The following is a 24,292-nucleotide window of genomic DNA, read 5'->3' as shown; positions in this document are numbered from 1 at the left end:
GAACATTTTTACATAAAATAACACTATTATTACTTAGAAAATAAAAAGAGATTCTATAAAGCATCCAGGTGCAGATGATTGTAATGTTGATAAATTAAAATAGTATATCTTATATTAACTACTATATTTTACAAAAACAGTAGAACTATATTACTTTTAAATAGCTAGCAACATCATCTACATCGAAAATTAAATAACCATGAAGTAGTAACATAGTAAATACTTATCATATATCAAATAACTTTATGTTATCACTAAACATAAAAATTCAATTTTCACGAAAGTATGTACTAATGCTATTAAACTATTATCCATATTACATATATTGTATAAATAATAAAGACCATACTACCTAAATAGTTAGTACATCACATCTTTTAATAACTAAGTGACTATTAATTACCAACATCTAGTCTATTTATTATCTATATCTACAATCTAAATTAATAATATCATTATTACTAACAATACAAAGTGCAATTCATAAAAAGGTAAACGCTATGTTACTAATTACCAATTTACATTACATCCTAAAAAAACTATGAACTTTTTTCTCACACTACAATCAAAATACACATATCTCACTAATAAAAATAAAAACACTACAAGTATCTATACTCTCCTTTCAGAGAAACCTATATGTTTCAAATGCTCAAATAACTTTATATGAAATTACTATTTACTCTATATTTCAAAATTATATTGGTTCTCTCCTTTTTTTACAAATATAAGCTTACTAACACATAAAATTGCACACTATAATAAACAAAGTAAATACATAACTAATAAATAATAGTACTATATGGTTAAAACAACAACTAATATAATCAACCACATTTTTCTAAAAATTTACTAATCACTCTATCAGGATATTCACTATTGATCACTGCAGAAATCACTGCTATTCCACTCACACCTGTTTTAATTACAGACTCTACATTAGACAAATTAATGCCACCGATAGCAACAATATTATAACGTAAGTGCTTAACCCAATAAGTTAATAAATCTATTCCTTGTGACACAAAATCCATACTTTTTAACGTTGTAGGGAAAATAGGACCAAAAGCAATATATGAAGGAGATAAATACCTAGCTATTGCTAATTCATAATAACAATGGGTACTAATACCCAGTTTCAATCCTGCGTTAAATATCTCTTGAAAATTTGCATTTTGTAAGTCCTCTTGTCCCAGATGAACTCCATATGCTTTATATTCTATTGCAAGTTCCCAATAATCATTAATAAATAACTTGACACCATATTGATCTGCGATGTAAACACACTCTTTTATTTCTTGTGCTATCTCATCCATAGATCTATTTTTTATCCTTAACTGAACTACTTTGACACCACAATTAATGACATATTTTAACCATGACAAATTTGGCACTATTTGATAGAATCCAATAGGTTCTACAATAGAATAAAATTTTACTTTAGCAGAATTATTATTATTATACACAACCACTGGAAAACACTCCTCATCCAAAAAACAAGCACATTGATTAGCAATTTGATTTATAAATGCCCTAGTCAACACTAACGAATCCTTCTGAAAATCAGAAAAGTTCAAACATTTACTTACCAATACTTTTGTTTTTTTATAAGTAGAAATGAATTCCTCTTTAGTGTTAGATTCTATACTATTATACAATAGCCAAAAGCCTTTTTTACCATCAAAATAATAATCTCTACATAAATTACCATTTGTGTTAAATACATTAACTACATATATGCTCTTTTTTTTTATATCATATAACAAACTTACACTACTCACTACATCAGTAAGTTCATGCAAGTGAATAGAACAAAACTGTACTAAATCTTCTTGATCTACAATACATATTTTATCAACACCACATTCATACATCAAAAACAAGACCCAACTAACAAATTTTAATTAATATCAGACTATACTTCTTATAAAAGTATCACTTATTATATACCAACATTGTTTTGACAAATTAATTCAATATATATAAAAGAACCAACATTCCTATAAAGATAATGTTACAATTATACTTAATACCGAGTATTAGTTTAATTCACAATATGAAGTAAATAACCTACTAAATAATAAGCAAAAAACTTTCATTTTTCACTAGCATTATCGAATTATATCCCTAGAAATAACATTAAACACAACCAATAATATATTACATAATACCAAACAAAATACTCACACAATAAACCCTACAACTTACTATGGTACTAAAAATATTGTCAATAATATAATACTAGGGCACTCCAATCACTAGCTCAGGATATTAATAAATAACTTACCATAGAAATAAACTTGAAACTCTAACCATTAGCTCATCATAGAAGCAAATATCTTACCATAAACACAAGCTTGAAATTATATGAAAAAGCACATCAATATATTAGGGAAAAACCTATTAATCACTGCCTCATCATAGAAATAAATACCTTAGCATAAAACAAGTTTGCAATGATATGAGAAAGCATTAAATATATCAGGAAAAACCTATTAATCACTGCTTCATCACAGAAATAAATACCTTAGCGTAAAAACAAGTTTGCAATGATATGAGAAAACATAAATATATCAGGAAAAACCTATTAATCACTGCTTCACCACAGAAATAAATACCTTAGCATAAAACAAGTTTGCAATGATATGAGAAAGCATTAAATATATCAGGAAAAACCTATTAATCACTGTTTCATCATAGAAATAAATACCTTAGCGTAAAAACAAGTTTGCAATGATATGAGCAAGTATAAATACATCATGAAAAAATTATCGCCATTAGCTCATTATAAGAAATAAATAACTTATCATAGGAATAACTTTGAAATCATATAGAGCATTGGCACATAAGAATGATAAAAATACCACATTAAACTTTTTTAATTATAAACATGCAACCCAATTGTGGCCTCAAAAATAATCTAATTAAGGATTTCCGTATATTAAATAACATAATAAATAAGAGGATTACATACCAAACGATACAAGGTCATCTACTGATATACATGGCATCACTAAGCAAAATCCTATCAAATAAATAAAGTTCTTGATAATATAGTAATTACCAATAGCAAATTATAAATATTACATAATATTGATTCATATTAAGACAATATTGCTTATTACATAGCTACATTACGCAAACTTAAATCAACTGACTATTATTTCTACTCGCAAATATTCTTTTAATGTTGCATTTTATTGAAGTACTGGATAATTGTCGCTGCTATTTCTTCAACAGACTTTTGTGTAACATCTATAACAGGCCATCCATTCTTAGCACATATTTTTTTCGTTGCATTGATTTCCATAAGTACATGTTCATAATCAACATATCCATAATTACTTTGATTTTTCATCGATACCAATCTAGCCCTTCGTATTTCTATTAATCTATCAATATCAATTGTCAAACCAACTATCAGCTTATTCTTCATCTTTGATAAATCTACAGACAATTCAACAGAATTTATTAATGGTATATTAACTACCCTATATCCACGATATGCCAAATATATACTAGTAGGAGATTTTGAAGTTCTAGAAACACCTAGAATAATTATATCAGCTTGATCTATATCCCAAAGATTTTGTCCATCATCATGAGCAATAGTATAATTAATTGCATCAATACGAGTAAAATATTCATCATCCAATCCAATACTAGCACTAATATACGGATCTTTTTTTACATTTAGGTAGCAAGAAATTTCCCTAATAACATGTGATAACACAGGAATACATGGTATTTCCTGGATACCAGCTTTTTGTTTTAAATATTTCCTTATATCATCATCAAACATTGTATACATAATAAAATTATATTTATCATGCTCAATTGTTAACATAATTTTATCTATTTGTTCACAGCTGTTAATACATGACCAAACAAATTCATGAACTTCTACAGACTTAAAATGCTCAAGCGCAGATCTTGCAACTGCAGCAACAGTTTCACATGTAGAATCCGAAATGAGATGCAAATTTAAAATAACAGGATTACTCATAAAAATATATGCATGACACAAAATAAAATCCGCAAAAAATTGCCTTATTTAAGTATAAACACATAAAATTTATAAAATAAATAAATTTTTTACTAAAATATTTGACATATATAACATTTACTAATTCCACAATATCCAAAAAAATAATTAGGAAATTTATTACCCACCGTAATCTTACTACTCAATGTAACAGTTCCATTATAAAAATATATTATATTTCTACCAATTTTAAAACATTACAAATATATAACAATCAGAAAATTTCTGACACATTTTCTACTATAATTAACATATTATACATTATCTAAAAATTTCAATTTACATTTTTTAATATAATCATCAATAAATTCAGAATTTAACATTTATCTTACTAGACAATTTAGCATAGTTAAATAACTTAGAATTATAATAGCAGCCTTACCAGTTCTAAAGAAGAATAACTCTTAAAACACTTTAAAAACACAACCAACAAATAATCAAAAAATACTATACATTACTTTTACAATCAGAACACAATACATGCCCTCGAGATACTGACTTCATTTCCTCTGGTGTAACACTCACATAACACGATATACATTTAACATCACCAGGAACTAACTTATCATCAACTATGATTCTGTCATCAAAAGTAAAACAGTAACCTTCCCATAGATTATTTATATTACCAGTACTTTTAAAATATTCTAGAATTCCCCCTTTCAAATGGTATACCCTATTAAATCCTAAGTCTTTCATAAAGGCTGTAGATTTTTCACATCTTATACCACCAGTACAATACATAGCGATAATAGGATCATCACTAACCTTATTTTCTGCCCAAGATATAGCCCAATCTGGAAAATCACGGAAACAACTTGTTTTTGGATCTATTGCATTTTTGAACTTTCCAAAATTAATTTCATAACCATTCCTAGTATCTATAGTATATACATCAGACCTAGAAATAAAATCATCCCAATCTTCCGGATTGATATATTCACCACATATAGTATTATCAAAATCCTCAATACCTAAACATACCAATTCTTTCCTTAATTTTACTTTCATTTTAGAAAATGGGTTACATACAGCAAAACTTTTATGATATTGTAAATTACTTAATCTATCATCTAAATCTAGGAAAGAAAAAAATTTATCCAAAGAATCTTGACTCCCAGCTATTGTAGCATTAATACCTTGCTCAGCTAAAATTATAGTACCCTTGATATCATGCCGTACACAAAACTCCTTTAATACAGGTTGAATATCATAATAATTAGATAAATATACAAAACGATAAAAAGTTGAAACAACATACCCCATATTGGATTTCTCTTTCTTTCTAATGTTTTTAATATATTTTATAAAAGCAAGACTGTCAATTAAGCACAGTTTCTCGACTTACATAAAATAACATAACCTAAGATCAAAAAGCACACCATATTTTTTACATGCTAATAAGCAAAACAATACACAAAATTATAAATATTCCCCATAATACCTCAAGAATACTTATATTAACCAAATATTTTCTACAAATAATAAAATGTTTTATTATCATGACTAGATATGAATAAAAATCTTACACTATATCAAGTTTCATTATATACCTGCATTATAAAAATTCAGACATATAAAGTTATGTATCTCACGATTACACTATCCCAAAATCTTCAAGTAATTAATACACTTTCTTAGCTATTAAGTAATTGAATATCCTTTAACATTATAACCACAGATAAAATTTTCAATACTACACACAGTTTTACCTTCCATCTGTACTATAAGGGGAACTAATATGGTATTATCTTTACATTTTATATGCATTTCAGAATTAATAATCCTACTAGATGCTACATTTTTCACATTATCATCAAAATAATAACCCGCTTTCAATATCCTTAATCTTTTACCATTCAAAAATATAAATGCTCTAGGATATAAAGCTCTAATTCGTCTACATGCAACCTCAGCTGTTTCATTAATATCTATATGAAAATCCTCTATTTTATTTGTATAGGTCGCATCATTTCCATCTTGTACAGTAGGAACTAAATTATCAATATTATTCAAAACCTCTAGCAACATTTCTCCACCTAAATTAGATAACTTATTACTTAGAGTTTCAATATTATCTTGTTCATCTATTGGGAGCTTTTTTTGTAAGAGAATATCACCTTCATCCCAACCTTCATTCATCTGCATGATTGTTACTCCAGTCTGATTATCGCCGTGTAGAATTGCATAATGTATCGGAGCAGCCCCACGCCATCGTGGCAATAGTGAAGGATGGATATTTATACATCCATACTTTGGCGTACATAACACCTCTTTTGGTATAATTAACCCATACGCAACTACAACAATCACATCAGGATTTAACTCTCTAATCCTATCTTGCTCATCACTACTCTTTAAAGATTTCGGAGTATAAACTGTTAGACCATTAACTTCAGCAACATTATGAACAGGAGTTTTAGTAAGTACTTTACCTCTACCAGCAGGTTTAGGTATTCTCGTATAAACAGCAATTATTTCATGCTTCGTATCATCTAGAATACATGAGAGTACAGTTACAGAAAACTCTGGAGACCCCATAAATATTATTTTCATAATAACGAAATACCTCAGTTACATATAAGCAATGTATATCAAATCTATCAAATAAAGCAAGCATGATACTTTACACAGTGATAGACTTAATAAAAAACTTAAATAAGTAAATCGAATATATACAATTTAAACATACTATGTTATGTTATTATGTACTTTAGGATTTATACTTCCAAAATTGATAAATATAATATGTTTCAAATATTTAAAACATATATGCTTCTAATCCAAATAGTATTCCACACAACATCAAAAAATACTCTTAACCCTATTCATAAATATTATGCCTCTAATATTTATAGAGAATAAACACTCAACTTACATAACAACCAAAATGCATTATAGATCACACATATCGTATATTAATGAATTTATGATATACACTTAATACACACCCTGTAATTTAATGTTTCTTGGAGAAATCACAGGAACACATAACCCATATTTCAAAAATTGATTAACATAATATGTTTCAAATATTTAAAACATATATGCTTTTAATCCAAATAGTATTCCACACAACATCAAAAAATACTCTTAACCCTATTCATAAATATTATGCCTCTAATATTTATAGAAAATAAACACTCAACTTACATAATAACCAAAATGCATTACAGATCACACATATCGTATATTAATGAATTTATGATATACACTTAGTACATTTAATGTTTCTTAGAGAAACCACAGGAACACATAACCCATATTTCAAAAATTGATTAACATAATATGTTTCAAATATTTAAAACATATATGCTTTTAATCCAAATAGTATTCCACACAATATCAAAAAATACTCTTAATTCTACTCATAAATATTATGCCTCTAATATTTATAGAGAATAAATACTAAGTTTACGAACAACCTGAATGTATTAGATCACATATATTGTAAGTCAACAAATCTATTATATATACTCAATACAAAAACCTGTAATTTACTGTGTCTTAAAAAAACAACAAGAATACAACTTCATCTCTCAAAATTGATTAACATAACACGTTTCAATATTTAATGTGCTTTTAACACACATAATACTGAATTTGATATTACACACTACATAGTACTCGCCAGTCATTAAATACAGTATGTAAACTACCACTTATACGGTAAAGTACACTACCTCAACTCTATACTAATACTGAATAATAATACCTTAAATAACTGCACGAAGATACAATGTTTAGTTATTTATATATTTTAATACGCTAAGTATGCTGATACAAATGCTAATCAATAACAAGATATACAATAAATAACACTAACCATATGTACTCATATCCTACTTACATTCTTCATGTTAAAACTTATAGCAAACATATCATTTTTAAAACAACAACATTACACAACTACACATCTGATATTTTACATCAGCCAATATTAACTTAACCATTACTAATTAACTTACATGTAACGTCACCTTTATCAACACTATACAAGATAAGAGTGGGGCGGGTAGGACTTGAACCTACGACCTTGTCGTTATGAGCGACCTGCTCTAACCAACTGAGCTACAGCCCCATAAAAAGTTATCATACCATAGGCATATTATGTATCATACATAACAGCAATTTACAATAAAAAGTTAATCGCAATTTATACTATCAAAGAATATCAATCAAAGCCACACAACTATTTATATCACATACTATATTGTAAATAACATTCTCAACACCTAATAACACATAATAGAACCTACATAGACCTAAACAGCTGAACTACCACTATCACTACATATATGGACCTGACATAAATATAGTAATACATACCAAGAACAAATCAAACTTAATGCTGAACTGCATCAAGGTCATCAACTTCTACAATATCTTGTGTTACAATATGGTCCTGTTTTATCATATCTACAATTTGGCGAGTTAACGCTGCACTAATTACTTCATCAACATTAGAAACAAAAATTAATTCCAGCCCTGATTTAATATTATCTGGAATTTCCACAATATCTTTCTCATTTCTAGAAGGTAGTATGACAGTTTTTATACCACTACGTAACGCAGCTAATAATTTCTCACGCAAACCACCAATAGCAAGAACCCTACCTCTTAATGTCACTTCTCCAGTCATAGCAACAGTTTTCTTCACGGGTATATTAGTCATCAATGATACAATCGAAGTACACATAGCTATCCCAGCAGATGGCCCATCTTTTGGTACTGCACCTTCTGGTACATGCACATGTATATCATTTTCCATAAACCTCTTAGGACTAATACCAAAATTTGCACATCTAGAACGTATATAACTATACGCAGCTTTAACAGATTCCTGCATTATTTCACCTAATTTTCCAGTGTATTTTACCTCTCCCTTTCCAGGCATCAACACTGATTCTATGGTTAAAATGTCTCCTCCAGTATCAGTATAAGCTAATCCTGTAACCATACCAACTAAGTCTTCCTTCTCAATTATACCAAAACTAAACTTACGTACACCTGCATACTTCTCAATGTTATCCATATCAACATGGATACTTTTAACCTTATCAACTAAGACTTCTTTAACTGCTTTCCTCATCAAACTTGCAAGTTCTCTTTTAAAACTACGAACACCACTCTCTCTAGTATAAAACCTTATCAAATGATATATTGCCTCGTCAGAAATACTCCACTCTTTTTCTTGTAGACCATGATCCTTATATAATTTTGGAATCAAATGTGCTCTCGCTATTTCTAATTTTTCATCTTCTGTATATCCAGATATATTTATTATTTCCATTCGATCAATTAATGGTTTACTTAAATTTAAAGTATTAGCTGTTGCAATAAACATAACATTTGAAAGATCAAATTCTACCTCTATATAATGATCTACAAAATGCTTATTGTGTTCTGAATCTAAAACTTCAAGCAATGCAGCAGTAGGATCACCACGAAAATCTGAACCTATCTTGTCTATTTCATCTAAAAGGAACAAAGGATTAGATGTCTTCGCCTTTTTCATTTGCTTAATTATCTTACCAGGCATAGCACCAACATAAGTTCTACGATGTCCCCTTATTTCTGATTCATCATGTATACCACCTAAAGAAACATGTACAAAATTCCGACCTGTAGCTTCAGCAATTGACCTAGCTAGCGAAGTTTTACCCACACCAGGAGGCCCAACTAAACATAATATAGGACCTTTAGGTTTCTTAATACGTTTTAAAACAGCTAAAAATTCCAAAATCCTTTCTTTAATCTTATGCATACCATAATGATTATTATCCAGAATTTTAAGAGAATTAGCCATATTAATCTTTGCATCCGAATATTTCCCCCATGGAAGATCAAGAACCCAATGAAGATAACTAGATATTATGTTGGCTTCCGGAGACATAAAATTCATTTTCTTATATCTCTTTAAATCAGTCATAAGACGGTCTTTAGCTTCATCAGATAAAGCAGTTGCATTTATTTTCTTCTCAAATTCAGTAGCAGAATCTATATCAGCAGTACTCCCATCACTCTCTTCCAATTCTTTTTGTATAGCTTTTAGTTGTTCATTTAAATAATAAACTCTCTGAGTTGTCTCAATTTGAGATTTCACACGGTTACGAATTTTCTTCTGCGCATTTAATACACTTATTTCTAATTTTAAGAAATCATACACCTTCTCTAATCTTTTAACAATGTTGAAAGTTTCAAGTATTAGTTGCTTTTCTGAAACCTTAATACCTAAATGTGATGCTATAATATCTGCTAAGCTACTTAACTCTTTCATATCGTAAATAGATGATGCAGCTTCTGCCTGTATTTTTTTACTTAATTTATTCCAAGCATCAAATTCACTGATGACAGACCTTTTTAAAGCCTCAAGCTTATCATCAACAACCAAAGCTGCATCCTTACAAATAATTGATACCTGAGCCTTAAAGAACATTTGATCATCAATAAGCTTTACTACTTTAGCTCTACTTTCTCCTTTAATCAGGATCTTTACAGCCCCATCGGGAAGCTTCAATAATTGCACAATATCTGCCACTGTACCTACTCTATATAAATCATCAGTAGTAGGATTATCAACAGAACCATCTATCTGAGTTAATAATAAAATTTTGTAATTATTATTCTGGGCAGCATATTCTAGTGCATTAATTGATTTTTCTCTCCCAACAAACAACGGTATAACTACTTGAGGAAACACTATAGTATCACGTAAAGTGAGTACTGGTAGCAAAGTTTTATTTTTCATATAATACCCTCAATGCTTCAAAAACAATCGCGAATTTACCATCGACTCTTCAACCATCTGCTTACTAACTACTATCTGATCAATATTAGAAGCTCCCGGAGTATCAAACATTAAATCAAGTAATAAGTTTTCTAAAATTGCTCTTAATCCTCTAGCTCCAGCTTTTCTGATAGCCGCTTTTCTTGCAATCTCTGATAATGCACTATCATCAAATTCAAGATTTATATTATCCATTTCAAAAAGTTTCTTGTATTGCTTTACTAAAGAATTCTTTGGTTCAACTAAAATACGACATAAAGTAGTTTCATCTAATTCACCTAAAGATGTAATAACAGGTATCCTACCAACAAACTCTGGAATTAGACCAAATTTAACTAGATCTTCAGGTTCAGTATAGCAGAAAATATCTTTATCTTTTGAAGCCTTTTGTACATTAGCCTCAAAACCCATATTACTACCCCTATGACGAGATTCTATAATCTTTTCTAAACCATCAAATGCTCCACCAAATATAAATAAAATATTATCAGTATTTATCTGTATAAATTCTTGATGCGGATGTTTTCTCCCACCTTGAGGAGGAACAGAAGAAACTGTACCTTCAATTACTTTCAATAAAGCTTGTTGTACACCCTCACCAGACACATCACGAGTAATAGACGCATTCTCAGATTTCCTAGATATTTTATCTACTTCATCAATATAAATAATGCCACGCTGCGCAGCATCTACATTAAAATTTGCTGCTTGCAACAATTTTAACAATATGCTTTCTACATCTTCTCCAACATATCCAGCCTCTGTTAAAGTAGTAGCATCAGCCATAGCAAAAGGAACCTGCAATACTCTAGCTAAAGTACGAGCTAGTAATGTCTTACCTGATCCAGTAGGCCCAATTAATAAAACATTAGATTTTGAAATTTCAACATCACTAATAACACCAGAATTCGATAAACGCTTATAATGATTATATACAGCAACTGATAATACCTTTTTTGAGTGTTCTTGACCTATTACATATTCATCAAGAACTTTTTTGATCTCCCTAGGTTTTAAATCAAGAGCATCACCCTTCTTATAGGAGCTACTTTCTTCCTGTAGTATACCACTACATAAATCTATACACTCATTACAAATAAAAACTGATGGCCCAGCAATTAATTTACGGACTTCACTATGGATCTTGCCACAGAAAGAACAACTGCAAGAATTTTTATCACTATCTGCCATATTTATCCAATCCTAATTATTTATCTCAATATCAAGACGCTTTTCTATAATCCTATCAATAATACCAAAATCTTGAGCTCTTTCAGCACACATAAAATTATCTCTTTCCATATTCTCTACAATTTCTGACAATGCTCTACCTGTATGTTTGACGTATATATCATTGAGCCTGCTTTTTATATTTAATATTTCTTTAGCGTGTATTTCTATATCAGTTGCTTGTCCTTGAAAACCACCGGAAGGTTGATGTATCATGATTCTCGAATTAGGAAGGGCACAACGTAATCCTTTTTCACCACCAGCTAACAATAATGAACCCATAGAAGCTGCCTGCCCTAAGCACAATGTAGCAATTCTTGGTTTAATATATTGCATAGTATCATATATAGATAAACCAGCAGTAACAACACCTCCTGGAGAGTTAATATACATAGCGATATCCTTTTCTGGATTCTCTGCTTCTAAAAATATAAGTTGAGCAACTACTAAGCTTGCCATTTGGTCTTCTATTGGTCCAGTGATAAAAATTATACGTTCTTTTAGCAACCGAGAATATATATCATAAGCACGCTCACCGCGACTAGTTTGCTCAACCACCATAGGGACTAAAGTCATATAGATTTCTCCTTACTCACACCACAATTTATAATAAACATCATGTCAATTAATACTACTTATCACATATTCTCAAGCACAAGGTCAAGCTCTTGAGTAGTCATAACTTTCTTATCTTTTTTGACTAACCTTATTATATAATTAATAACCTTATCTTCAAGTACTTTCCCACTAATATAATTCGCAAAATCTTTATTAGATCGTAGCATTTTTAATACAGCATTTAGGCTTATTCCATAATCAGAATAATAAGTGTTGATAAAACTTAAAATATCATCTTTATTTACAGAAATACTATTATGACGCGACATTTTTACCAATAGAATACCAAGTTTTACACGTCTTACTGCTTCAGCTGTTACATCAATTTGTTCTTTCTCAGGATTATCCTGTATTTCTTGATTAATCTTTTCAATTTCTTGATTTACAACACATTCTGGAACATCTATAGAATAAGTCTTATCCATATAGTCAAATAATTCCTTTTTAACTACAGCAAAACTTATTTTATCACATTGTTGTTTTATTTTATTCTTAGCAAAATCCTTCAGCGCTTCTTCATTTGTAAAATTATAATATTTAACAACACTTTCATTATCTTCAACAGCTTTAGCCATAAATATACTTTTTACAGTCACTGACACATCTGCGTTCTTACCAGCAAGATGCATAACTGCATAATTGTCCGGAAACCTAATAGGGAAATTTTTTGTTTCTCCAATTTTCATGCCTATCAATTGATCTTCAAAATCTTTTAAAACTGCCCCACTTCCTATCACTACAGTAAGATCCTTAATATCACCACCCTTTAACATCTTACCCCTGATTTTATTTTGATAATCAACAACTACCTTATCACCATTTTGAATTTCATACCCTAAATCAGACACTTCAACAAAATCAGAACATTGCTTTTTTAAATCCTCTATAAACTCATCAATATCAGAATCCTGAATATTTACTTCAATATCACTTAAGACTATATCATCAAGAACTAACAGTGGAGCCTCTGGCATAACTTCAAAACTAAGCTTATACACTAAACTATCCTTGCCCATATTATTACTTTTATTATCCGCATCCACCCCACAGTCAGGACAGGAGATAACAGAAATATTTGACGATATTATTTCTCCAAACTTACCATTTTTTATAAAATCAGAAGATGTATTTTCAATAATTTTTCTAATTAAGCTACTTACAGCATCATTCAGGTATTCTTTTTTGATTAAATCAACTGAAACTTTTCCAGCTCTAAAACCAGGAATTTTTACATTTTTGGCAATTTCTGACAATTTAGTATCTAATTGATTAAAAAAATATTCGTTGTCAATCACGAATTCATATTCCCGTTTCAACTTATCACTTAAAATTTCTTTTACTACATAATTATTCAGCATATCACTATACCCTGTACGATCACTAAAGTGCGGATAGAGGGACTTGAACCCCCAATGAGTTACCTCGCTAGGACCTAAACCTAGTACGTCTACCAATTTCCGCCATATCCGCCTAAAACCACTGTAATAATAACCAAAAAAACAACTAAACTATAATTATAGGTATTAATGGTATAATACTCAAGGCTTTATTATTTAATAAAATTATATATACATAAGAAAGCATTGTTTATAGATTAAACAACATCACCTAAACTTATAATTCATAAAAACAGAATTTCTCCCAATACTTCAGTAGCTTGTAAACGAAGTAGTCCCGATGTGATTCGAACACACGACACACTGATTAAGAGTCAGTTGCTCTACCAACTGAGCTACGGGACTTTACACAAACACAGAGTAACCCTGTATTAATTAGTTGTCAAATCCAAATCCAGTATAATTATTATTATTTACTGCTTATAAATTATAAATATGTCCTAACTACATAAAAAATTAGAGTATATTTAATATTTTTTTAAGATAGTAGTCTTGACTGCTGACATTATCAATCATACAATACAGGATGCTAGGTTAGTAGCACCATAATATGTGGTTTACACTATAACTATTAGGAGTATTACATGAAATTACTAAAAGTACTATTTTTTATAATGTTAATGTGTGCTATGTCTGGATGTTCTATGTTTTCAAAAAGAGAACGTAGGATTAGAAGTCCTTGTATCAATTCAATGGGTAATACTACTCCTTGTTATAAATATAATGTAAATGACTATTGGTTAAAACATAAGTAAATTTTATTTAGTATTCACATGGTTATAATAATAGTGAGTTGATAATTTAATATATCAGTTATTATGCACTTTATTAGCCATAATCACAAAACGAGGTGATTTTGTTTATGTGGAGGTAATGTGCAAGTACATACAATAATAGCCACGTGGTTTGGTTGCGGTAATATAAGTAAGGCTCCTGGAACTATTGCTAGTTTAGCCACAATATTACTTACTCCAGCTATAATTTTTAATACTTTAATTGGTATGTTATTACTAATACTAGTGTTAATTATAGGGTTTATTACAACTTCAAGATATTTACTCGATTATCCAGGTGTGATTGACCCAAAAGAAGTTGTTATTGACGAAGTCATAGGACAGCTTATAGCGTTTAGTATTCCCGTTATTTTTTTTAGGCATTATAATTATATGCCTGAAACATTTGACATTTCATACATATTACATTATTTGAGCATGTTCACCTTTAGTTTCATATTTTTTAGAGCATTTGATATAGTAAAAATATGGCCCATAAATGCTATTGAGCGTATACCTGGTACTTCTGGTATAATATTAGATGATATGCTTGCAGGTATTATGTCTTCTGTATGCACTATATTCATTATTACTCAAATAGGTACTTAGGTGGAAAATACTCACATTTCTTCTTTAGTAATGGATAACTTAAAAAACTATTTTACATATGTAATGCAAATATCAAAGTTAGAGGCCCATCACTTTCAAGACATCACATTAATTATCAATGAGCAACACACTTCATTACTAAACTTTGCTTTCCATGATACAAAAACAAGTCATTGTAATGAAGCAGCCGTAATAGAAGCCTTAGAGTTTTTAAAAAAAAGAAATATAGAAATAACATGGGCAGTAGATTCACATATGAAAAAACTCAAGTCAACACTTGAAAGGCTAGGATTAGTAAGTGTTAGTTTCCCTAAAAAAGCTGTTGCAAACATAGAAAACTACATCATACCAAACACACAAAACTTAGGAATCACATTAAATGTCGTAGATAATCAAGCAAAATTACTTGAATTAGATAATATAGCACTACACATATTTCACAGTTCTCCTGGAGAAATTGCAACTTTCCTTAGAGGATTGGCTAATAATGATGATATAAGCAACTCTCCACTTAAATTTTTCTTAGTAAAATACAATAATGTCAAAGTAGGTATATGTGGCATGTATGTGCAAAATAAAGTTGTCGGTTTTTATAGTGATGGTGTACTTCCAGGGTATCGTAATCAAGGAATAGCAAGTCAAATGGTAATAGAAAGAATTAAAATTGCAAAAAAACAATATGCCTGTAAATATGCTATTGCTCAATGTATGAAACCCTCTGTGAATCTTTATAAAAGATTAGGATTTAAAATGCTAGGTAGTTTATCTTTATACACATCCTTAGTTTAAAGATTAACTAAAATTATACTAACAATAACGTATTATGTTTATTTATATAACTATTTTTTTGCTAATATTTGTTTTAGGATTGTTAATTAACGCATACTACCAAGCACATATTGACATATGTGCTTTAAAACATAATAACAACCTTATCAATAGCCTACTCTCAACATTAGGAGATGGGTTTTACTTATGGGATGAAAAGAGACGTATTGAAAAATTTTCTAGCAATTTACAAATCTTATTAAATACAATTTTTTACTCTTTTGATGAATTTGCTGATTTTTTTGAAGAATCGCAAGAATTACAGAAGGAGTTCACAGAAGCAAAAAAAGTCAATAAATCCTTCACTATGAACCTTAAAGGACAAGAAACAGAAATCTATTGTTCGTGTTATGGACAAAGCATAGTTGACAATAATGGGCAAATAATTGGCGTATTACTTTGGGTACAGAACATAACAAATTATAAATTATCAATAGTCAGCCTAGAATATGAGAATACAAAATTGAAAGAAAACTTACTAAACTACACAGACATGCTAAACAATTTACCATATCCTCTATGGAAAAAAGATAAGGATTTTAAAATCAAGGCACATAACTCATTTTACACAGAATTTATAAAAAATAACATTAACTCAGAAATCAAGCAAAACGAAAAGCCTAACGTAAGAAATAACAAAATCAGCCAAAAAGTACAGTATGCTATAATCAACAATGAAAGAAGATTATATAATATGGTAGAAGTGCCTATAAAAAATTCCACAGAATTTATTGGATATGGAGAAGACATAACACGTATTAGTTACTTCACCCAAGAATTAAAAAATTATACCACATTACAGAAAAACTTACTTAATAATTTACCTAATCCAGTAGCTATTTATAACAGAGATAGCTCTATTATATTTTATAATGAAATGTTCACAAAATTTTGGCACTTAAGTCCTTCATGGTTAGACACTCACCCAAATTATCTCAGCATTTTTCATAAAATATACAAAGAAAGGAATCTTCTAGATAAGGAGAAATTTGAGTTTATAAAACAACAACAATACGAAATCTTTAAACAAATAACAGAACCATATCATGGAACAATGGTTTTAAAAAACAAGACTACTATAAAAGTCATAGTAATTCCAAATTTTAAACAAGAATTAACATTTATATACAATCAAATATTTCACACAGAAAACTCTGACTAAAGCTTCAAATAATCAACACATAACCATACAGTATCAAACAATAACGATAGCGAACACATTATTTATTACGTTCTTCATTCCAAGCTAATTGTATTGACTCAAGGATTTTTTCATTACACCCACGATCATCATCATTAAACCCAGGTAGTTTTAACACCATTAACCGCAAGTCTGTAAATCTAGTATAAAATATATCTTGTGCTGGATAATTTTCTTCTAAAGAAATAGCTATACTTTCAATATCAGTCCATTTCATAACAAAACCCATTTATATTAATTCAAAAAAATTCAATATACATATTAAAGCATATACACTAAAATGCACACAAAACATTATAAATTCCTCAAGCCTGTAATTAAGATATTTTAAACACATAATAATACATCTTTTATTATAATCAGTAATTCTTAAACATTAAATTTATCATATAGTTTAACAACACTTACTACAACTACATACTAAACAGTGATTCTTAGAATAAATTATTAACCCAATTAAATAAGCACTGATAAATAACTTAAAGCCAAATATTACAACAAGTAGACAATACGCTATTTATAACCAATTTTGTAATTAAAGGATGTACATCAAGATAAAATACCTAATATTTTAAATTCTATCATTTTATAAAATTCACATAGGGTTTAATGCAGTGAAAAATAGTACATTTACAAGTATATCTTCTTGTAATTTTAATTCTTTTTACTACCATTTGACCCGCCATTTCTTGAGTACAATACTCTGGAAGTACACTATCACTTTAAATGAATAAATATCTTTTTATTAAACACTTTCAATTCAATAAATATTTTTCACACTACTAAACAAACTACCTATTACATTCATTTTACATTTTACTTTGAAAGTTTTATAATAAGTTAATATTAAAAATACCAGTAGTTCTTAAAAACAAGTCTATTAACAGTTCAAACAATTTACCAAAACTCTACTAAACACATAGCTTTAATCCTACCCGACAGAGAAGAAATTTTTAGTGTATATAAGAATAACATCAATATTATATATTTTTCAACAAAAACTCACTTACAAATTACAATATATCCTATTAATTTAGACACATAACATACCAAAATATTACCTTTACTAACCCAATTTTAGATTGCTAACATACTACTACAGTCATCCTAGGATAAATGCATAAAAATACATTGACATGTATTAATAAAGTTATGATACTAAAACTCATGTAGTTTTGTATTATTAAACTGCATATTTGTTTTGCATTTGTTAAAAGCATCAAGGTGCTTTTAATTCTATTTTTAGGTTTTTTATTAAATAAAGGGTGTATGGTAATACAGAGAAAATATAGAGCAAGTCGTAGGTTGGGTGTAAACTTATGGGGTAGATCTAAGGATCCATTTAACACAAGAAATTATCCTCCTGGTCAGCATGGTAGCATGGGTTATAAAAAGCCATCTGACTTTGGTAAGCAGTTCGGAGCACATAAGAAATTTAAGTGCTATTATGCTATCAGCAGTAAGCAAATGCGTAACATATTTTTAAAAGCTTACAAGAAAAAAGGTGATACTGGTGATAATTTTGTTGGGTTATTAGAATCTATGCTATCAAGTGTTTTATACAGTTCTGGGTTAGTACCAACTATCTTTTGTGCAAGACAATTAATATCGCATAAACATATACTAGTAAATGGAAAAGTAGTGAATATATCAAGCTATACTGTCAAACCAGGTGATACTATTAAACTTAGAGAAAAAGCAACAAATCTTCCTGCAGTACTTGCAGCAATTGACGCTCAAGAACAAAAAGTACCTGACTACTTAGAAGTTGATGTAAAAGAAAAGTCTGTGAAATATCTAAGAGTACCTAAGTATTGTGAAATACCATATCCAGCAAATATGGAAGTCAACTTAGTCATCGAGTTTTATTCTAGGTAGAGTTAGTTATACGCCCATGTGGCGGAATGGTAGACGCGACGGACTTAAAATCCGTTAGCTGTATAGCTGTGGGAGTTCGACTCTCCCCATGGGCACCATAGTTAAGAGGTATAGTTAACTATATAATATATGTTTTCCCTGACTTGCTAGAGAGTTATTTGTTTTTCCGTACATTAGTTATTTTATAGGCCTTATGGCAAGTATGGGATTTGTATAATAGTAGTTGATATAATATGTCCATCTACAATAAAGTAATGTAAATACCTGCTATAACATACAGTGTCAGAATGATTTAAGATTATTTGATTACAATCGCAAGTTAAAGATCACACAAAGAGTGAAATTTTTTTATATAATAGCTAGCATAATGCATCAAAATAATATACCATTACCGTTAGTGTAAACAATTAAGCCAATGAGTGATCACATTTCTAAGTTAGTTAATCAATATATAACATATGGTATAGCCATAGCTGTAATTTTACTAGTAGGTTTTATTATGGAACCAGTATTAGTTCCGTGTTCCACTGCCATGATAGTTGCCTATCTTTTAAATCCACTTGTCAATAAACTAGAAAAGCTTAAACTACCAAGACAACTATCTGTCCTAATTATCTTAACATCTGTACTATATATCATTATAGCTTGCCTGGTTATATTAATTCCACTCGCATACTCACAACTTTTATCATTAGTAAAGTTTTTGGCAGAAAAAATACCAGTAATCAGCAAAAATAACATAACACCTTTTCTACAGAAATATAACATTAGCGAATATGAAGAAATAGTCAAAGCTATAAAATTACCAGAATCATCACTTGAAAGCTTATTAAATTACGACAATATGAAATCTTTACTGAGTATCTTTAGTACTGGGTTAAAGAATATAGATACTATATTTCTTGGAGCAATAAATTCTAGCATAAATATCAGTTATATAGTTTCTACAATATTAATTACTCTTATATTCTTATTTTACATATTATCCAACTGGCCATCTATCATAAAACAAGCAACAGCATTAATACCTGTAAAATATCAAAACACTATAAAGCAGTATACAGAAAAAATAGATCACATAATTTCAGCATATATAAAGGGTCAATTAAGTGTATGTCTCATTATGGCTATATATTACACCATATGTCTTTGCGTGATAAATTTAAAATATTTCTTCATCATAGGACTTATTTCCGGTATGATGACTTTTATCCCATATATAGGGCCAATTTTCTGTGCAGTACTAAGTTGTGTTATAACAATGCTCCAATTCAATAATTGGACAATATGTTGCATAGTAATTGTAATGTTTATCATTGGACAAACAGTTGAGTCAAATGTTATCACTCCATTCCTAATAGGAAAACGTATAGACATACATCCTATCTGGATAATTATTGGAATGATAATATGTGGATCACAAATTGGATTCATAGGCATATTATTATCAATTCCTATAACTGCTATAGCAGGTGTATTTATCAAATCAATTGTAAATCAGTATATGAATAGCAAGTTCTATAGTAACATTGATTAAAAATTCAATAACATCTTACCCACATAATTAAATACGTTTACTACTTAATACCTTAAAAAAGTATAGCCTTTTATTTAGTACTCCCAGTAAACTACTTGATTGTAGGATTCATAAAATAGTGCTTAAGGAAATTGATTTTTTGCACCATGTATATTGAGTTTAGCACAGTGTCTTGTGTTTTTTTGTATTATTGCTATGACTTCTGCAATACTAACTTTTTTTTTTGTTAAATATTAAATAATTTTTGGTACACTGTGAGCTTTTATTGCAGGAAAATATTCTGGTATATTTAAAGAGATGAATTAACCATAATAATATAAGGAATCCAATATGTTACTCTTACTACATAAAGTATATAATTACTTATAGTGAATTATTTAAAAGCATAACGCCTTGTAGATTATGTAGTGTGTTCAATTCCTTACTAAGAACTGATTATAACATCAATGAACAAGATTTAATAGTATTACTGTCTTTTGCAGTAGCATTACTTGTATTATTTATTATATATAAATTGAATTAGAAGCTTTTATGTCTCGTAGCAATAACAAATATAAATCTAATAAAGGACTTTTTAAAATGAACAGTAATACCATAATATATAAAAAACCCTAGATATTAGAAAACTGTATTTTTATAAACTGATGTAATACACAAGTAAATTCTATAAACATACTACAATAATATAATCCTTATACATTCAGAAACTACACCTACACAGAGCTGAATAACCAAATTTTACGAAATTCATTCCTAAAAATTCACATAATATTACTTAGACGCAATAAATCTTAGAAGAAAAAAATTTACAAATACATAAAAATATCATTTCTTATCTAGTATAGGCCAATCATACTACAATGAATGGTAAATTATCATATTAAGATAATCAAAATGAACATCATATCTATGTAAACATATTAACCCTACGAAATCACTTCAAAATAACCCCTACAATGGTACTTTATAATTATAGATAACAAGAACATTCAATAAAACTCAATCTATGATACAAGATTATAATAAATAATTTTGAGATACAGCCTATTCAATAACAATGATATACGAAGTAATATTTTTATTTTTATCAACTCCATATTTGACGAATATATTCTTTAACTATCCACACAAATAATTCTCAAAAACACAAAATAAAAATATAATCAACAAAATCCACTCTATTAAAAAACATTTTAACTGATAAACTGTTCACATTATCCATAATACAAAAGATAAATCCTATAACGATAATTAACACACGTAATTAATAACACTATTTAATTTTGGGGAAAGTTCCCACTATTACTATCATGACTACATACTGCTAGAAAAAAATCAAGAAACACATAACATGCTAATTTATAAACTGTTCATTATTACTTATAATACAAGGGATAAATCTCATAAACGGTAATTTATAAACTGTTCACATTACCCATAATACAAAAGATAAATCCTATAACGATAATTAACACACGTAATTAATAACACTATTTGATCTCGAGGAAAGTTATTCCTATAACTATCATGACTATACACTGCTAGAAAAAAATCAAGAAACACATAACATGCTAATTTATAAACTGTTCACATTATCCATAATACAAAAGATAAATCCTATAACGATAATTAACACACGTAATTAATAACACTATTTGATTTTGAGGAAAGTTCCCACTATCACTATCATGACTACATACTTCTAGAGAAAAATCAAAAAACACATAATATGCTAATTTATAAACTGTTCATTATTACTTATAATACAAGGGATAAATCTCATAAACGGTAATTTATACATGCAACTAACACTATTTGATCTCGAGGAAAGTTATTCCTACAACTACCATGACTATATACTGCTAGAAAAAAATCAAGAAACATATAACATGTTAATGAACCAACAGTGGACTTCCTTTATCCTATACGGAAAATCAGGTTCAGGAAAAACCCATCTTGCACACATATGGCAAAAACTTAAAAATGCTATTTTTATTGATCACAATCTAATAAATACAGAAAAAGATATAGAAAATGTAATATCAAGTAGTAATGCTTTTATAATTGAAAACATAGAGAATATAAGCAACGAATTATCTGCTTTACATTATTATAATTATATAAAAGAAAATAAAAAACTACTACTGATGACTTCTTCTATAGCCCCCAGATTTTTAAACTATAAAATTAAGGATTTAAAATCTCGAATGTTATACACCATGAATGCAAAACTAGCAAATCCAGATGAAGAATTACTAAAAATTATGCTAATAAAATTATTTGTAGACAAACAAATGCATATAGAACTCAAAGTTATAAACTACATTCTTAATAATACAGAACGTTCTTTCCAAAGTCTAAGCAATATTGTAAAATGCATATACCGAGAATTACCATACTATAACAATGGAGTAACCATCCCATTTGTAAAATCTATAATAGGAAAACATGAATCAATATAAAGGAAAAGTACTGACTATAGCTGGATCCGATTCTGGTGGCGGAGCAGGTATTCAAGCAGATATTAAGACAATATCATCTCTCGGATGTTATGCTGCAAGTTGCATTACATCAGTTACTGTTCAAAACACAATGCAAGTTTATAAGGTACACAATATACCACAAGACATAATAAAAGGACAAATAGAAGCTGTATTATCTGATATGACAATAGATGCAATAAAAATCGGTATGCTACAATCTCATGAAGTAATAACAGCAGTAGCAAAATCACTACCATCAGATATTCCCATAATTGTAGATCCAGTAATGATATCAACATCAAATTTTAAATTAATGAACGATAGTGCAGTTCTTCATTTTATAGAATACATAATTCCACAAGCAACCGTAATTACACCAAATATACTAGAAGCAGAAGTTCTTACTAATACAAAAATCTCAAATAAAAACTGCATGAAAAAAGCAAGCAAAATTCTTAAATTACTTGGTACAAAATCCGTTTTAATTAAAGGTGGACACCTAAATCACGAAACTATAGATAATATTTTGTTAACAGAAGATAATGAAATATTCAACTTTTCTCACAAAAGAATACCACAAAATGAACTACATGGAACAGGATGCACTTTATCTTCAGCTATAGCAAGCTTTATATCACAAAAAATCCCTATACCAGATAGCATAGATCTGGCTATTAAGTATCTTCTTAATACCATAAGGATAATACCAAAAATAGGGAAAGGCAATAATCCAGTATTTCATAACTATAATACTATACACAACTCACTTCCATAATAACTTTAATAGACATATTACATACACATCCTACATTCATTACTAGCTATATTAGTAATTTCAAGTTTACTTTCATATTATATGAAAATTAAAATATATGCACATAGATCCAATCTATATGTGAACAC

The 24,292-nt window shown here is 28.9% G+C and carries 17 protein-coding genes, 4 tRNA genes and 1 pseudogene; 9 read left to right on the top strand and 13 right to left on the bottom strand.

All coding sequences use genetic code 11. The features are described from left to right. Window positions 1–827: 827 nt before the first annotated feature. The 11 genes from thiE to EDL80_RS01100 form a co-directional block, all read right to left on the bottom strand. Window positions 828–1,874 carry a thiamine phosphate synthase gene (gene thiE, locus EDL80_RS01150; RefSeq protein WP_158406380.1) on the bottom strand — a complete coding sequence of 349 codons (1,047 nt, stop codon included), beginning with the start codon at window positions 1,872–1,874 and terminating at the stop codon, window positions 828–830. Between the two features lie 1,310 nt (window positions 1,875–3,184). Then, window positions 3,185–4,006 (bottom strand): pyruvate, water dikinase regulatory protein, encoded by an 822-nt coding sequence (locus EDL80_RS01145; RefSeq protein WP_158406379.1) that lies wholly within the window; start codon window positions 4,004–4,006, stop codon window positions 3,185–3,187. Window positions 4,007–4,492: 486 nt separating this feature from the next. Continuing rightward, a complete protein-coding gene (locus EDL80_RS01140) occupies window positions 4,493–5,311 on the bottom strand; it encodes a rhodanese-related sulfurtransferase (protein WP_158406378.1) in 819 nt (272 codons plus the stop codon). Between the two features lie 378 nt (window positions 5,312–5,689). Continuing rightward, window positions 5,690–6,601 (bottom strand): methionyl-tRNA formyltransferase, encoded by a 912-nt coding sequence (fmt, locus tag EDL80_RS01135; protein ID WP_158406377.1) that lies wholly within the window; start codon window positions 6,599–6,601, stop codon window positions 5,690–5,692. Between the two features lie 1,451 nt (window positions 6,602–8,052). Beyond that, window positions 8,053–8,126 (bottom strand) — tRNA-Met (locus EDL80_RS01130). A 264-nt stretch (window positions 8,127–8,390) separates the two neighbouring features. Further along, a complete protein-coding gene (lon, locus tag EDL80_RS01125; RefSeq protein ID WP_158406376.1) occupies window positions 8,391–10,796 on the bottom strand; it encodes an endopeptidase La in 2,406 nt (801 codons plus the stop codon). A gap of 9 nt (window positions 10,797–10,805) precedes the next feature. Then, window positions 10,806–12,026 carry an ATP-dependent Clp protease ATP-binding subunit ClpX gene (gene clpX, locus EDL80_RS01120; RefSeq protein WP_158406375.1) on the bottom strand — a complete coding sequence of 407 codons (1,221 nt, stop codon included), beginning with the start codon at window positions 12,024–12,026 and terminating at the stop codon, window positions 10,806–10,808. Between the two features lie 12 nt (window positions 12,027–12,038). Next, a complete protein-coding gene (gene clpP / locus EDL80_RS01115; RefSeq protein ID WP_158406374.1) occupies window positions 12,039–12,641 on the bottom strand; it encodes an ATP-dependent Clp endopeptidase proteolytic subunit ClpP in 603 nt (200 codons plus the stop codon). 62 nt (window positions 12,642–12,703) lie between these two features. After that, entirely contained in the window at window positions 12,704–14,041 is a 1,338-nt protein-coding gene (gene tig, locus EDL80_RS01110) for a trigger factor (RefSeq protein WP_158406373.1), read from the bottom strand. A 28-nt stretch (window positions 14,042–14,069) separates the two neighbouring features. Next, window positions 14,070–14,153 (bottom strand) — tRNA-Leu (locus tag EDL80_RS01105). A gap of 199 nt (window positions 14,154–14,352) precedes the next feature. After that, a tRNA-Lys gene (locus EDL80_RS01100) sits at window positions 14,353–14,425 on the bottom strand. Between the two features lie 239 nt (window positions 14,426–14,664). Here EDL80_RS01100 and EDL80_RS01095 point away from each other — a divergent pair. The 4 genes from EDL80_RS01095 to EDL80_RS01080 all read left to right on the top strand — a co-directional run bounded on the left by EDL80_RS01095 (window position 14,665) and on the right by EDL80_RS01080 (window position 17,452). Next, on the top strand, window positions 14,665–14,835 hold the full coding sequence (locus tag EDL80_RS01095) for a type IV secretion system protein VirB7 (protein ID WP_158406372.1): 171 nt from the start codon (window positions 14,665–14,667) through the stop codon (window positions 14,833–14,835). Window positions 14,836–14,955: 120 nt separating this feature from the next. Further along, the gene (locus tag EDL80_RS01090) at window positions 14,956–15,462 is read left to right on the top strand and encodes a phosphatidylglycerophosphatase A (RefSeq protein WP_158406371.1); all 507 of its coding nucleotides are present in this window, start codon (window positions 14,956–14,958) and stop codon (window positions 15,460–15,462) included. After that, complete coding sequence (locus EDL80_RS01085; protein WP_158406370.1) at window positions 15,463–16,251, top strand: GNAT family N-acetyltransferase; 789 nt, start codon at window positions 15,463–15,465, stop codon at window positions 16,249–16,251. A 34-nt stretch (window positions 16,252–16,285) separates the two neighbouring features. Further along, a complete protein-coding gene (locus tag EDL80_RS01080) occupies window positions 16,286–17,452 on the top strand; it encodes a hypothetical protein (protein WP_158406369.1) in 1,167 nt (388 codons plus the stop codon). 58 nt (window positions 17,453–17,510) lie between these two features. On the opposite strand, the gene iscX is transcribed toward EDL80_RS01080, so the two are convergent. Then, window positions 17,511–17,708: a Fe-S cluster assembly protein IscX gene (gene iscX / locus EDL80_RS01075; RefSeq protein ID WP_196492743.1), complete on the bottom strand. Its 198-nt coding sequence runs from the start codon at window positions 17,706–17,708 to the stop codon at window positions 17,511–17,513. A gap of 1,052 nt (window positions 17,709–18,760) precedes the next feature. On the opposite strand from iscX, the gene rpsD reads away from it, so the two are divergent. The 3 genes from rpsD (at window position 18,761) to EDL80_RS01060 (ending at window position 20,906) form a co-directional block, all read left to right on the top strand. Further along, on the top strand, window positions 18,761–19,369 hold the full coding sequence (rpsD, locus tag EDL80_RS01070; RefSeq protein ID WP_158406367.1) for a 30S ribosomal protein S4: 609 nt from the start codon (window positions 18,761–18,763) through the stop codon (window positions 19,367–19,369). 12 nt (window positions 19,370–19,381) lie between these two features. Next, window positions 19,382–19,467, top strand: a tRNA-Leu gene (locus tag EDL80_RS01065). Window positions 19,468–19,784: 317 nt separating this feature from the next. Continuing rightward, entirely contained in the window at window positions 19,785–20,906 is a 1,122-nt protein-coding gene (locus tag EDL80_RS01060; RefSeq protein WP_158406366.1) for an AI-2E family transporter, read from the top strand. A 122-nt stretch (window positions 20,907–21,028) separates the two neighbouring features. Here EDL80_RS01060 and EDL80_RS05040 read toward each other — a convergent pair. Then, window positions 21,029–21,205, bottom strand: a pseudogene (locus EDL80_RS05040) (tRNA (adenosine(37)-N6)-dimethylallyltransferase MiaA); the annotation flags it as partial. A gap of 1,500 nt (window positions 21,206–22,705) precedes the next feature. Here EDL80_RS05040 and EDL80_RS01050 point away from each other — a divergent pair. Continuing rightward, on the top strand, window positions 22,706–23,368 hold the full coding sequence (locus EDL80_RS01050) for a DnaA ATPase domain-containing protein (RefSeq protein WP_158406365.1): 663 nt from the start codon (window positions 22,706–22,708) through the stop codon (window positions 23,366–23,368). Continuing rightward, window positions 23,355–24,164 carry a bifunctional hydroxymethylpyrimidine kinase/phosphomethylpyrimidine kinase gene (thiD, locus tag EDL80_RS01045; protein WP_158406364.1) on the top strand — a complete coding sequence of 270 codons (810 nt, stop codon included), beginning with the start codon at window positions 23,355–23,357 and terminating at the stop codon, window positions 24,162–24,164. The genes EDL80_RS01050 and thiD overlap by 14 nt, the downstream gene beginning before the upstream one ends. The last annotated feature ends 128 nt before the right edge of the window (window positions 24,165–24,292 follow it).

The organism is Ehrlichia ruminantium (genome assembly GCF_009728835.1).
Taxonomy (GTDB): Bacteria; Pseudomonadota; Alphaproteobacteria; order Rickettsiales; family Anaplasmataceae; genus Ehrlichia; species Ehrlichia ruminantium_B.
Note: the sequence above shows the minus strand (reverse complement) of the source record. Positions and strands in the feature narration are given on the sequence as shown.